13 protein-coding genes are annotated in these 12059 nt (G+C 67.6%); 7 read left to right on the top strand and 6 right to left on the bottom strand.

Features of this window, described 5'->3' with window-relative positions; all coding sequences use genetic code 11:
- Positions 1 to 585 carry a TetR/AcrR family transcriptional regulator gene (locus ACFXKN_RS29085; protein WP_378968689.1) on the bottom strand — a complete coding sequence of 195 codons (585 nt, stop codon included), beginning with the start codon at positions 583 to 585 and terminating at the stop codon, positions 1 to 3.
- 91 nt (positions 586 to 676) lie between these two features.
- Between ACFXKN_RS29085 and ACFXKN_RS29080 the strand changes: the two genes are divergently transcribed.
- Positions 677 to 1513 (top strand): SDR family oxidoreductase, encoded by an 837-nt coding sequence (locus ACFXKN_RS29080; protein WP_379434206.1) that lies wholly within the window; start codon positions 677 to 679, stop codon positions 1511 to 1513.
- Between the two features lie 4 nt (positions 1514 to 1517).
- On the opposite strand, the gene ACFXKN_RS29075 is transcribed toward ACFXKN_RS29080, so the two are convergent.
- The 5 genes from ACFXKN_RS29075 to ACFXKN_RS29055 are packed head-to-tail and all read right to left on the bottom strand — an operon-like array spanning position 1518 to position 5569.
- The gene (locus ACFXKN_RS29075; RefSeq protein ID WP_379434214.1) at positions 1518 to 2000 is read right to left on the bottom strand and encodes a nitroreductase family deazaflavin-dependent oxidoreductase; all 483 of its coding nucleotides are present in this window, start codon (positions 1998 to 2000) and stop codon (positions 1518 to 1520) included.
- A 51-nt stretch (positions 2001 to 2051) separates the two neighbouring features.
- Positions 2052 to 2432: a carboxymuconolactone decarboxylase family protein gene (locus ACFXKN_RS29070; protein WP_378917104.1), complete on the bottom strand. Its 381-nt coding sequence runs from the start codon at positions 2430 to 2432 to the stop codon at positions 2052 to 2054.
- The gene (locus ACFXKN_RS29065) at positions 2429 to 3316 is read right to left on the bottom strand and encodes an NAD(P)-dependent oxidoreductase (RefSeq protein ID WP_379434205.1); all 888 of its coding nucleotides are present in this window, start codon (positions 3314 to 3316) and stop codon (positions 2429 to 2431) included. The genes ACFXKN_RS29070 and ACFXKN_RS29065 overlap by 4 nt, the downstream gene beginning before the upstream one ends.
- Positions 3313 to 4062, bottom strand: a complete 750-nt coding sequence (locus tag ACFXKN_RS29060; RefSeq protein WP_379434204.1) for an SDR family oxidoreductase — start codon at positions 4060 to 4062, stop codon at positions 3313 to 3315. The genes ACFXKN_RS29065 and ACFXKN_RS29060 overlap by 4 nt, the downstream gene beginning before the upstream one ends.
- A gap of 37 nt (positions 4063 to 4099) precedes the next feature.
- Positions 4100 to 5569, bottom strand: coding sequence for an aldehyde dehydrogenase (locus ACFXKN_RS29055; RefSeq protein ID WP_379434203.1), 1470 nt, complete (start codon positions 5567 to 5569; stop codon positions 4100 to 4102).
- A gap of 118 nt (positions 5570 to 5687) precedes the next feature.
- On the opposite strand from ACFXKN_RS29055, the gene ACFXKN_RS29050 reads away from it, so the two are divergent.
- From ACFXKN_RS29050 to ACFXKN_RS29025, 6 genes are all read left to right on the top strand, one after another.
- Positions 5688 to 6278, top strand: a complete 591-nt coding sequence (locus ACFXKN_RS29050) for a TetR family transcriptional regulator (protein ID WP_379434202.1) — start codon at positions 5688 to 5690, stop codon at positions 6276 to 6278.
- A gap of 112 nt (positions 6279 to 6390) precedes the next feature.
- Positions 6391 to 7743, top strand: a complete 1353-nt coding sequence (locus ACFXKN_RS29045) for a cytochrome P450 (protein ID WP_379434201.1) — start codon at positions 6391 to 6393, stop codon at positions 7741 to 7743.
- 18 nt (positions 7744 to 7761) lie between these two features.
- Positions 7762 to 9021, top strand: a complete 1260-nt coding sequence (locus tag ACFXKN_RS29040; RefSeq protein ID WP_378968618.1) for a cytochrome P450 — start codon at positions 7762 to 7764, stop codon at positions 9019 to 9021.
- Positions 9021 to 10265, top strand: coding sequence for a glycosyltransferase family 4 protein (locus ACFXKN_RS29035; RefSeq protein WP_379434200.1), 1245 nt, complete (start codon positions 9021 to 9023; stop codon positions 10263 to 10265). Before ACFXKN_RS29040 ends, ACFXKN_RS29035 begins: the two co-directional genes overlap by 1 nt.
- Before the next feature lie 31 nt (positions 10266 to 10296).
- A complete protein-coding gene (locus ACFXKN_RS29030) occupies positions 10297 to 11028 on the top strand; it encodes a class I SAM-dependent methyltransferase (protein WP_379434199.1) in 732 nt (243 codons plus the stop codon).
- Positions 11018 to 12040: a prenyltransferase gene (locus ACFXKN_RS29025; protein WP_379434198.1), complete on the top strand. Its 1023-nt coding sequence runs from the start codon at positions 11018 to 11020 to the stop codon at positions 12038 to 12040. The genes ACFXKN_RS29030 and ACFXKN_RS29025 overlap by 11 nt, the downstream gene beginning before the upstream one ends.
- The last annotated feature ends 19 nt before the right edge of the window (positions 12041 to 12059 follow it).

Here is a 12059-nt window from a genome sequence, read left to right as displayed (position 1 = left end):
TCAGGCGGATCGCAGAATCCGCAGCGCGGCCCGCTCGATGCGGTCCGCGATCTGGGAGTACGACTCGTAGCCCATCCCGGCCCGCACCAGCGCACCGGCGTAGATGATCTCGAGCCATTCGATGACCTCGTTGTCGGCGTCGGGGCCGAGCGCCCGGGCGATCCGGCCGCGGATCTCGATCCCGATGCGGGTACGCAGGTGCTCGACGTCCGGGTCCGAACCGAGCAGTGCGCCGGTGACCGCCCCGGACAGCTCCTGCTCTTCGGCCACCAGCAGCGCGATGTTGCGCAGCTCGGCGAGTACCCGCACCGTCGAGTCGGGATCATCGCTCGCGGGTGAGCGCGAGGCCAGCAGGCGACGCCAGAAGATCTCGGCGACCAAGTGCTCCTTGGAGGAGAAGTAGGTGTACGCGGTCGCGGTGGCGACGCCCGCCTCGGCGGCGACCAGCCGAATCGTCATGCCGGAAAAGCCATCTCGGGCCAGTACTACCAGCGCGGCCCTGGTCAGCCGATCGACGGTGTCGGCCTGTTTGCCGGTCAATCGACGCCGGGTCGCTTCGAGGCCGATGGAATCGCTTTCAGACATGCGTCCGGATGTTACTCGCCAGTTCCGATGCCTCGGTCAACCGCACCGCGGGGGTTGATTCAGAAGAATGTCCAGAATAGAATCTGGACACATGTCTGATGAACAAGACGTCAGGTCCACCGTCGGCAAGGTGGTCGTTGTCACCGGCGGCGCCCGCGGCATCGGACGGGCGGTCGCGAGCGCGCTCGTCGAAGGCGGATCGGTCGTTGCCATCGGCGACATCGACGCCACCACGGTCACCCGCACCGGAACAGAGATCGCCGCGACGGTGGCGCTGCATCTCGACGTCACCGACCCCGCGTCGTTCGCGACGTTCCTCGCCGAGGTCGAAAAGACCTGCGGCCCTATCGATGTGCTGATCAATAATGCGGGCATCATGCCGGTCGGGAGGTTCACCGAGGAGTCCGACGAGATCACCCGCAGGATTCTCGACATCAATGTCTACGGCGTCGCCCTCGGCACCAAACTCGTGCTGCCGAAGATGCTGGCCCGCGGCCGCGGCCACATCGTGAACATGGCCTCGATGGCGGGCGAGAACCCGACACCGGGGATGGCCACCTACTGCGCGAGCAAACAGGCCGTGCTCAGCTTCACCGAGACCATGCGCCTGGAGCACCGCGGCACCGGTGTGCGGTTCTCGGCGGTGCTCCCGACGTTCACCCGCACCGAGATGATCGCCGGAACCCGCGCACCGCGCGCCTTGCTCGCCGACCCGGCCGACGTCGCCGCCGCGGTCGCCGCACTGATCGCCCGGCCACGACGACGCGTCTCGGTGACCCGTCTCGCGGGCGTCCTCGCCGCCTTCAACAAGCTGACCCCGCGCCCGGTCGGTGAATTCATGGCACGGCAGTTGGGCGTGCACCGCACCTTCATCGACGTCGACCGCGACGCCCGCCGCGCCTACGACGACCGGCTCTCGACCGACTGACCGCTCAGACGCCGGTGCGGGAGAGGATCATCACCGGGATCTCCCGCTCCGTCCACGACTGATAGGCATCGAAATCGGCGTAGAGCTCGACCAGCTTCGGCCACAGCCGTTTCCGCTCGTCGACCTCGGCGACGCGGGCCAGGACCGGATAGTGCTCGGCGCGGATCCGCACGTGCGCGTTCGGGTCCGCGCGCAGGTTCAGGTACCACTGCGGGTGATTCGCGAGACCGCCCTGGGAGCCGACGATGACGAGATCCTGGCCGTCGACGAGGTAGAGCAGCGGCGCGGCGAAGATCTTGCCGGACTTACGACCTCGATGTTCGAGCAGCAGGGTCGGCACCGGGCGGCGGAACCCGGCGCCGATCCGCCAGGTGCCGCCGACGCGGCCGTTGGTGCGGCGATAGACCCACGCTTGCATCCGTGATCCGTATCGGATGATCTGCGTCGTCATCGGCGCGTTCAGCCCTTTCGGCTGATTCTTCGGCATACCCATCGACCGCACGCTACAGCGGTCGCGGACGGCCGGGTTCGGAGTGCCTCATTTCTTGCGCCGCTCCTGCGCGATCACCTTGCCGACAGTGCCGTCGAGCTTCGTGCCCGCGGGCCAGCCGACATAGTGGCACAGGAACAGTGCGATCTCGCGCAGCTGTTCCTCGGACAATTCACCGTTGCGCAAGGCCGCGCCGATCTGGATCTCGGCGACGTCGAGATTGCCCTGCGCGGTGAGCGCACCGATCAGCAACAGGCGGCGCTCCCGGACCGTCAGCTCGGGACGCGACCAGATGTCGGCGAACAGGTGGTCGGCGGTGACGGCGAAATGCTCGCCGGGGCCGTCGGCGAATTCCCAGCCGTAGACCTCGCTCATCTTGGCCAGGCCGCGCTGCCGTACGTCGGCGGGAGTTTCTCCGTTGGTGGTCATGATGTCTCCTTGTCGAGCACAGGGTGGGCGACGCCGAGCCCCTCGGCCAGGCGCGCGAAGGCGAGTTGTGCCAGGGGCAGGTCGACCTCGAGCCGATCACCGAGTTCGAGCGCGAGGGACAGGTCCTTCTCGCCGAGATCGCGGACGTGACCGAGGATGGGGAACCAGAAGTCGTCCTCCTCGATCGGCGCGGTGGTGTCGCGCAGCATGATCGCGCCCGGCCCGCCGGTTACCGCGTCGGAGTGCCGGACCACCTTGCCGAGCGCGGTGAGACTGAGTCCGGCGGCGTCGGCGAGCCGCTGCGCCTCGGTGGCGGCGGTGAACGAGATGAAGTGGAGCAGGTTGCGCGCCAGCTTCATTCGCGTGCCCGCACCCACCGGACCGGCGTGCACGATGAGGTCGGCGAAGCACCCGAACGGCGCCCTGATCTGGTCCACCGCCTCGGCACTGCCGCCGACCATCACCGCCAGCCTGCCCTGGGTGGCGCCGGGCGCGCCGCCGCTGACGGGCGCGTCGACGAATTCGACCTCGTGCTCGGCGCAGCGGGTGGCCAACTCCTGCGCGGTCCGGTCACTGATGGTGGAGTGCACCGCGACGACCGTGCCCGGTGCCGCGGTGCTGAGAATGCCCGCCGGGCCGGTGAGGACCTCGGTCACCTGCGCGTCGTCGATGACGGTCACGCAGATGATCCGCGCGTGCGCCGCGACCTGCGCCGGATCGGCGACCGAACGCGCGCCCGCCGCGACGAACGGTTCGGTGACCTCGGCGCGCACATCACAGACCGTCAGCCCGCCCGGCCATTCCAGCAGCCGTCGCGCGATCGGCGCGCCCATATTGCCCAGTCCGATGAATCCGACCGGGGCGCTCGCGGATTCGGTGGTCATCGGATGATCTGCCCGCCGTCGACATTGAGGATCTGGCCGGTGACCCAGCTCGCCTCGTCGGAGAGCAGGTACAGGCAGGCGCCGACCAGATCCTGCGGGGTGCCCATCCGCTTGATCGGAATGCGCTTCACCATGTCCTTGACCATGTTTCCCGGCGTGACGGTCTGGGTGGCCTCGGTGTCGATCGGGCCCGGCGCGATGGCGTTCACCCTGATCCGGGAACCACCGAGTTCGGTGGCGAGCTGCTGGGTGAGTCCGTTGATGCCGACCTTGGCCAGCCCGTAGAACCCCGAGTACAGCCACGCGGCGGTGGAGGACTGGTTGACGATCGAGCCGCCGCCCGCCGCGATCATCGGCTGCCAGACCGCACGCGTCACATTGAGCGCGCCGTCGAAGTTCACGCCCATGAACTTCTTGTAGTAGTCCCACGGCACGGTGAGCAGCAGGTCGAGCTTCATCTCGCCGTAGATGGCCGCGTTGTTGACCAGGTGATTGATCGCGCCGAACTCGGCGACGGTGAATTCCGCCAGTGCGGCAGCGGAGTCGGGATCGGCGACGTCGACGCGCCGGAAGGCCGCCGATCCGCCGTCGGCGACAATCTGCTTGACCACCTCCTCGCCGCGCTCGACATTGAGATCGGCGACAACGACATTGGCGCCTTCGGCGGCCAGCGCGGCGGCGTAGACCGCGCCGATGCCCTGCGCGGCGCCGGTGACGATCGCGGTGCGACCGGTAAAACGTGCCATGGTGTTCAGCTCCTGGGTGTGGTCGATGTCGGTGAGGTCAGGCGGGGGTGGCGATCAACTTGGTCTCGAGGTATTCCTCGAAACCGGCGACGCCCATCTCACGGCCGATGCCGGACTGCTTGTAGCCACCGAACGGCGCGTCGGCGTGGTACCAGAGCCCGCCGTTGACGCTGAGGGTCCCGGTCCGCACCCCCGAGACCACTCGCTCGATCCGATCGGGATCGGTGCCCCAGACCGAACCCGACAGACCATAGGGCGATTCGTTGGCCAGCCGGATCGCGTCGTCGTCGCCGTCGTGGGCGATCACGACGAGCACCGGCCCGAAGATCTCCTCCTGCGCGACGGTCGCGGTGTTGTCGAGCCCGCTGATCAGGGTCGGCTCGATGAAGTACCCGCGCTCGGAGTCCGCGGGCCTGCCGCCACCGACCTCGATGCGCCCGCCCTCGTCGCGCGCGATCTGGAGATAACGTTCGACCCGCGCCCGCTGCCGCTCGGAAATCAGTGGCCCGCAGACGGTTCCGGGATTCGTCGGATCACCGGCCGCGAGCCCGCGCAGGGCACCGGCCGCCGCGGTGACCGCCGCGTCGTAGGATTCGCGCGGCACCAGCAGCCGGGTGGTGAGTGCGCAGCCCTGGCCGGCGTGCACGGCGACCGTGAACGCGGTGTAGCTGGCCGCCGTGGCGATGTCGGCGTCGTCGAGCACGATGGCGGCGGACTTGCCGCCCAGTTCGAGGAAGGTCCGCTTGAGCGTGGCCGACGCGCCGACCATCACCGAGCGCCCGGTCTGGGTCGAGCCGGTGAAGGTGATCATGTCGACCCGCGGATCGAGGACCAGCTGGGCGCCGAGTCCGTGATCGGAGGAGGTGACGATATTGATCACGCCCGCGGGGAAATCGGTGTGCTCGGCGATGAGCGGGCCGAGGATCGCGGCACACCAGGGAGTATCGGGGGCGGGCTTGAGCACCACGGTGTTGCCCGCGGCCAGTGCGGGCCCGAGCTTGGCCAGGTTGATCTGGTGCGGGAAGTTCCACGGCGTGATCGCGCCGACGACACCGACGGCCTCGCGGCGGATCACCCGGCGGCTGGCGATGCCCATCAGGTCCCTGGTGCCGAGATCGGTTTCCCAGGTGTAATTCTCGGCCAGGTCGGCGGCGAAGGACAAATCGGCGATCGGCCCTTCCAGCTGCGGTCCGCTGGTCAGCATGACCGGTGCGCCGACCTCGGCGATCGTAATCGCCCGCAGTTCCTCGAGGTGTTCGCCGAGCACGTCACGTAATTGGCGCAGGCAGTGCGCGCGGAACGCCGGATCGCGCGACCACTGCGTCTCGTCGAAGGCGGTGCGCGCCGCGGCGATGGCCGCGTCCATGTCGGCACCCGAGGCGTCGGCGGCGTATCCGAGCACCTCCTCGGTGGCGGGATTGATGGTCGCGAAGACACCGGAGCCACCCGGGATCAACTTGCCGCCGATCAACAGTGGTGTGCCTTCGGCGGGGACGAGGCCGTTCATAGCGAGGCTCCGATACGTGTCTGGACAGGTGTACGGAATATAGTTCGGTTTATCGATCGGACGCAAGACCATACGAGCCGATTGGCCCGTACACCCGACTGTAGTAGTATCCAGACACATGTCCGAAACCGCGCCTACCGGCATCGAAGCAACTCGACGACGCTTGACCGAAAAGCAGGCCGATACCGTGGACCGCCTGACGGTCGCCGCCGTCGAGGTGCTGTCGCGAGAGGGCTACTCGGGGACGACGATTCGGCTCGTCGCCGCGTCGGCAGGTGTCGGAACGGCCACCGCCTACACGTACTTCTCCTCCAAGGAGCACCTGATCTCCGAGGTGTTCTGGCGACGACTGGTCGCCATGCCCCCACTGGAGGTTGGCGATGCCGACGCGACCACCCGCGTGGTCGCCGTCCTGCGCCAGGTCTCGATGCTGGTGGCCGACGAACCCGCGTTGGCGGGCGCGGTCAGCAGCGCGCTGCTCGGCGACGATCCCGACGTACAGCACCTGCGGGTGCGCATCGGCATGCAGATCCGCCATCGACTCGGCGAAGCTCTCGGCACGAAAGATCCCGAACGCCTGGCCGCCCTCGAACTGCTGTACGCCGGCGCGCTCCTCCAGGGTGGCATGGGCCTGCTGTCGTACGCACAGGTCGCCGATCTGCTCGAAATGTGCGCGCGCCGGTTGATGGTCGAGCCCACCACCGACTAGCGCGCTCGACCACTGGATTCGGACTGAACCCTGTTGCGCATCAGGAAACCGTAGTACTGTCCAGACACATGTCCATATAGTGTCTGGACATTATTCCGGGAAGGACTTTCCAATGACGCTGGTCAAACCGCAGCGCGTATCCGGAGGCGAAGACGAACACGGGCACCTGGCCGAGTTCCGCACCGATCCGATCGCACTGATGCGGCGTGTTCGCGCCGAGTGCGGCGATGTCGGTACCTTCGAACTCGCGGGACGCGACGTCGTCCTGCTTTCCGGCGCCGAGGCCAATGAATTCTTCTTCCGCGCCGGCGACGAGGATCTCGACCAGGGCGCGGCCTATCCGTTCATGAAGCCGATCTTCGGCGAGGGCGTCGTCTTCGACGCACCACCCGAGCGCCGCAAAGAGATGCTGCACAATTCGGCGCTGCGCGCGGACCATATGCGCGGGCACGCGGGCACCATCGCCCACGAAGTGGATCAGATGGTCGCCCAGTGGGACGACGAGGGCGAGATCGACCTGCTCGAGTTCTTCGCCGAGCTGACCATCTACACCTCATCGGCCTGTCTGATCGGGGTGAAGTTCCGCAATCAGCTCGACGGGCGCTTCGCGCACCTCTATCACGAGCTCGAACAGGGCACCGACGCCCTGGCCTACGTCGATCCGTACGCGCCGATCGAGAGCTTCGCCCGCCGCGACGCCGCTCGGGTCGCCCTGGTCGAGCTGGTGCAGGCGATCATGGATCAACGGGAGGCGAATCCGCCCGCGGGCAAAGAAGACCGCGACATGCTCGATGTCCTCATCTCGGTGAAGGACGAGAACGGGGCGCTGCGGTTCTCGGCCAGCGAGATCACCGGCATCTTCATCTCGATGATGTTCGCAGGTCATCACACCACCTCGGGCACCGCGGCCTGGACGATCATCGAGCTGCTGCGTCACCCCGAGACGATGGCAGGTGTCGTCACCGAGCTCGACGAGCTCTACGCGGACGGCGCCGACGTCAGCCACCATGCGCTGCGCCAGATTCCGAATCTGGAGGCCTCGCTCAAAGAGACGCTGCGGTTGCATCCGCCACTGATCGTGCTCATGCGGGTGGCGCGCGCGGAGTTCGAGGTGTGCGGACATCAGATCGCGCCGGGCGACATGGTCGCGGCCACGCCCGCCGTCTCCAACCGGATTCCGGAGGACTTCCCCGACCCGGACGCCTTCGATCCCGGCCGCTACCTCGATCCGCGCCAGGAGGACATCCTCAACCGCTGGAACTGGATTCCGTTCGGCGCGGGCAAGCATCGCTGCGTCGGAGCTCCGTTCGCGCTCATGCAGCTCAAGGCGATCTTCTCGATTCTGCTGCGGGACTGGGAGTTCGAACTCGCGCAGCCGTCCGACACCTACCGCAACGATCATTCGAAGATGGTGGTGCAGCTCGAGCAACCCTGCCGCGTGCGTTACCGCCGCAGGCAGCGCTGAGCGCGGGCGGAGGTCACTGTGACAGCGTCGTCGCTCCCCAGCGGATTCGATTTCACCGATCCGGCACTGTGGGAATCCCGTAACCCCGTCCAGGAATTCGCCCAGTTGCGCCGGACCGCCCCGGTCTGGTGGAACGCCCAGACCGACGCGCAGTCGGGTGGCTTCCGCGATGGCGGCTACTGGGTGATCTCCACACATGCTGACATCAAGGAGATCTCGCGCAATCCTGAGCTGTTCTCTTCCCAGCAGAAGGGTTCGGTCATCCGCCTACCCGGCGAGGTGACACCCGAGCAGATCGAACTCACCGGCGCCCTGTTGTTGAACATGGATCCGCCCAAGCACACCAAGATCCGGCGGATCATCTCCAAAGGGTTCACGCCGCGCGCAGTCGAGGGGTTGCGCGCGGCGTTGGCCGAACGGGCCACCGCGATCGTGCACGCGGCACGGGCGGCGGGCGGCGGCGATTTCGTCGAGCAGGTGGCGAGCGAACTTCCGCTGCAAGCCATTGCCGAACTCGTCGGCGTCCCCCAGCAGGACCGCCGCAAGCTGTTCGACTGGTCGAACCAGATGCTCAACTACGACGACCCGGAATACGGCGACGCCACCACTACCGACGCCTCCTCGACCGCGGCGATGGAGATCCTCGGCTACGCCTGGAACATGGCCGAACAGCGGCGTACCGAACCGGCCGACGACATCGTCAGCACGCTGGTGCACGCCGATCTCGACGGGGAGGCGCTGGGCTCCGACGAGTTCGGGTTCTTCGTGATCCTGCTCGCGGTGGCGGGCAACGAGACCACCCGCAATGCGATCACCCACGGAATGAAGGCGTTCATCGACAATCCGGAACAGTGGGAGCTCTTCAAACAGCAGCGCCCCCGCACCGCGACCGACGAGATCGTGCGCTGGGCGACCCCGGTGACGGTGTTCCAGCGCACCGCGACCGCCGACACGGAGCTCGGCGGACAACGCATCCGTGCGGGTGAGCGCCTCGGATTGTTCTACAGCTCGGCCAATTTCGATGAGGATGCCTTCGAACGCCCGTTCAGCTTCGACATCCTGCGCGACCCCAATCCGCACCTGGCCTTCGGCGGCACCGGCACGCACTTCTGTGTCGGGGCCAACCTGGCCCGGCTCGAAATCGATCTGATCTTCAACGCCATCGCCGATGTGCTGCCCGACCTGTCCGAGGTGTCGCAGCCACAGCGGCTACGGTCGGGGTGGATCAACGGGATCAAACACTGGCAGGTCAGCTACGAGTCAGGAGCACGGGACTGATGCGGATCGCGCTGTTGTCCTACCGGAGCAAGCCGCACTGTGGCGGGCAGGGTGTATATGTCCGGTATCTGAGTCAGGGGCTCGTCGAGCTCGGCCACGAGGTCGAGGTGTTCTCGGGCCAGCCCTATCCCGAGGATCTCGATCCGCGGGTGCGGCTCACCGAGGTACCGAGTCTGGACCTCTACCGCGACGAAGATCCCTTTCGCACACCACATCCCCGCGAGATCCGCGATCGCGTCGACTTGCTCGAGCTCGCCACCATGTGGACGGCCGGGTTCCCCGAACCGCGCACGTTCAGCCTGCGCGCGGCCAAGCTGTTGGCTTCGCGCGCAGGGGATTTCGATGTGGTGCACGATAATCAGTGCCTCGGCTACGGCCTGCTCGACATCGCCGAGCAGCTGCCGCTGGTGGCGACGGTCCACCATCCGATCACGCGCGACCGCGCGGTCGATCTGGCCGCGACGCCGTGGCGGCGCAAGCTGTTCGTGCGGCGCTGGTACGGCTTTCTCGGCATGCAACAGCGAGTCGCACAGCGGATTCCGGACCTCATCACGGTGTCGTCTTCTTCGGCCGCGGATATCGCGGCGGACTTCGGAGTGACGCCGGGACAGTTGCGTACCGTTCCCCTCGGCGTGGACACCGAACTGTTCCGGCCGCGCGAGACACCGCGGGTGCGTGGGCGGATCGTCGCGGTCGCCAGCGCCGACAAACCGCTCAAGGGCATCGCGCACCTGCTGAAAGCGGTTGCGCGGCTGCGGCATACCTGCGATGTCGAGCTCCGGCTCGTCGCGAAGCTGGAGCCGAACGGCCCCACCGAGAAGCTGATCGCCGAACTCGGCATCGCCGATATCGTCACCCCGGTCAGCGGAGTGAGCGACGAGCAGTTGGCCGAGCTGCTCGCCTCGGCCGAGATCGCCTGCATTCCCTCGATGTACGAAGGGTTTTCGCTGCCCGCCGTCGAGGCGATGGCCAGCGGGACACCGCTGGTCGCCAGCCGGGCAGGCGCGCTGCCCGAGGTCGTCGGCGAGTGCGCCGAGCTGGTCGAGCCGGGCGACGTGGACGCGCTGACCCGGGTGCTCGGCGAACTGCTCGACGACCCCGGCCGACGCGAGAGCATGGGCGCGGCGGGCCGTGTTCGCGTTCTCGAGCTGTTCAGCTGGTCGGCCGTCGCCGCGCAGACGGTCGCGATCTATGACCAGGCGATCGCCCGCCGCTGCTCCACCCCGCCGGGCACCGCCCGATGACGACCCCTTCCGATCCTTGCCAGGAGGCCCCATGTTGACCGTCGATTTCGACCGCTTGGGCGTCGGCCCCGGGTCACGGGTGATCGACATCGGCTGCGGCGCGGGCAGACACGCCTTCGAGGCCTACCGCCGCGGAGCCGACGTCGTCGCCTTCGACCAGAACGCCGCCGACCTGGCCGACGTCGACGTCATGTTCGAGGCCATGGCGGCGGCGGGCGAGGCGCCGGAATACGCCAAGGCCGAGACCGTGCGCGGCGACGCGCTCGATCTGCCCTACGGCAACGACGAATTCGACGTGGTCATCGCCTCGGAGATTCTCGAACACGTCCCGCAGGACACACAGGCGATCGCCGAACTGGCGCGGGTGGTCAAACCCGGTGGCGCGTTGGCGGTCACGGTGCCGCGCTGGCTACCCGAACGTATCTGCTGGGCGCTCTCGGACGAGTACCACGCCAACGAGGGCGGTCACGTCCGCATCTATCGCGCCGACGAGCTGCGCGACAAGATCACCGCACGCGGTCTGCGCTACCACCACCAGGACTTCGCCCACGCACTGCACGCACCCTTCTGGTGGCTGAAATGCGCTGTCGGCGTGCGCAATGACAAGCACCCGCTGGTGAGTGCCTATCACCGCATGCTGGTGTGGGACATGATGTCGGCGCCCGCGGTGACGCGCACGGCCGAACGCGTGTTGAACCCGTTGGTCGGCAAGTCCGTCGCGCTCTACTTCACGAAGCCGGCGGTGCGCGGCGATGCCCGTTGAGCTACCGGCTGTTCCCGGGGTCGTCTCCGCGCGTGACATTCGGCTGACCGCCGAATCCATCGCCGCCGCACAGGAACCCGATGGCGCGATCCCGTGGTTCACCGGCGGGCACACCGATCCGTGGGACCACATCGAGTCCGCGATGGCACTGACCGTGGCAGGCCTGTGGGACGAGGCCCGCGAGGCCTACATCTGGTCGGCGAAGTCGCAGCGCGACGACGGCTCGTGGCCGATGCAGCTGCGCCGGGGCGCAATCGAGAACCACGACGCGGACACCAACTTCTGCGCCTACCTGGCCACCGGTGTCCTGCACGCCCTTTCGATCACCGGCGATACCGGCTTCGCCGCCGAGCTGTGGCCGACGGTCCGCGCGGGCATCGACTTCGTCCTCGGCCTCCAACTGGGTGTCAACGGCGAGATCCACTGGTCGGCAAACGAATCCGGGTCCTCCGGGGAAGCGCTGCTGACCGGCTGTTCCAGCATCTTCCACAGCCTCGGCTGCGCGGTGACGCTCGCCGAGCGGGTGGGCGATCCACGCCCGGACTGGGCGGCGGCCCGCGACCGGCTCGGCAACGCGCTGCGCCACCATCCGGAAGCCTTCCTGGACAAGAGCCGCTACTCCATGGACTGGTACTACCCCGTCCTCGGCGGTGCGGTGCGCGGCGCGGCGGCCACGGAGCTGATAGCTCGGCGCTGGGACGAATTCGTGGTCGCCGACCTCGGTATCCGCTGCGTCTCCGACGCACCGTGGGTCACCGGCGCCGAGACCTGTGAACTGGTGCTCGCGCTGGACGCCATCGGCGACACCGCGGCCGCCACCACGCTGTTCGGCAATATGCAGCATCTGCGCGAACTCGACGGTTCCTATTGGACCGGACTGGTTTTCACCGACGGCAAGCGCTGGCCGGAAGAACGCACCACCTGGACCGCGGCGGCCGTCGTGCTCGCCGCCGACGCCCTCACCCGCACCACCGCGGGCAATGGCATCTTCCGCGACGCGCTCCCCCGCTGAGTCGCCTCAGCCGCAGACA

It is taken from the genome of Nocardia sp. NPDC059195, assembly GCF_042754695.1.
Classification (GTDB): domain Bacteria; phylum Actinomycetota; class Actinomycetes; order Mycobacteriales; family Mycobacteriaceae; genus Nocardia.
This window is presented reverse-complemented; position numbering and strand designations above follow the sequence as displayed.

Bases quoted from the DNA above. Each gene is read 5' to 3' on its own strand.
- ACFXKN_RS29085 (WP_378968689.1), bottom strand. From the start codon at position 585: ATGTCTGAAAGCGATTCCATCGGCCTCGAAGCGACCCGGCGTCGATTG.
- ACFXKN_RS29080 (WP_379434206.1), top strand. From the start codon at position 677: ATGTCTGATGAACAAGACGTCAGGTCCACCGTCGGCAAGGTGGTCGTT.
- ACFXKN_RS29075 (WP_379434214.1), bottom strand. From the start codon at position 2,000: ATGCCGAAGAATCAGCCGAAAGGGCTGAACGCGCCGATGACGACGCAG.
- ACFXKN_RS29070 (WP_378917104.1), bottom strand. From the start codon at position 2,432: ATGACCACCAACGGAGAAACTCCCGCCGACGTACGGCAGCGCGGCCTG.
- ACFXKN_RS29065 (WP_379434205.1), bottom strand. From the start codon at position 3,316: ATGACCACCGAATCCGCGAGCGCCCCGGTCGGATTCATCGGACTGGGC.
- ACFXKN_RS29060 (WP_379434204.1), bottom strand. From the start codon at position 4,062: ATGGCACGTTTTACCGGTCGCACCGCGATCGTCACCGGCGCCGCGCAG.
- ACFXKN_RS29055 (WP_379434203.1), bottom strand. From the start codon at position 5,569: ATGAACGGCCTCGTCCCCGCCGAAGGCACACCACTGTTGATCGGCGGC.
- ACFXKN_RS29050 (WP_379434202.1), top strand. From the start codon at position 5,688: ATGTCCGAAACCGCGCCTACCGGCATCGAAGCAACTCGACGACGCTTG.
- ACFXKN_RS29045 (WP_379434201.1), top strand. From the start codon at position 6,391: ATGACGCTGGTCAAACCGCAGCGCGTATCCGGAGGCGAAGACGAACAC.
- ACFXKN_RS29035 (WP_379434200.1), top strand. From the start codon at position 9,021: ATGCGGATCGCGCTGTTGTCCTACCGGAGCAAGCCGCACTGTGGCGGG.
- ACFXKN_RS29030 (WP_379434199.1), top strand. From the start codon at position 10,297: ATGTTGACCGTCGATTTCGACCGCTTGGGCGTCGGCCCCGGGTCACGG.
- ACFXKN_RS29025 (WP_379434198.1), top strand. From the start codon at position 11,018: ATGCCCGTTGAGCTACCGGCTGTTCCCGGGGTCGTCTCCGCGCGTGAC.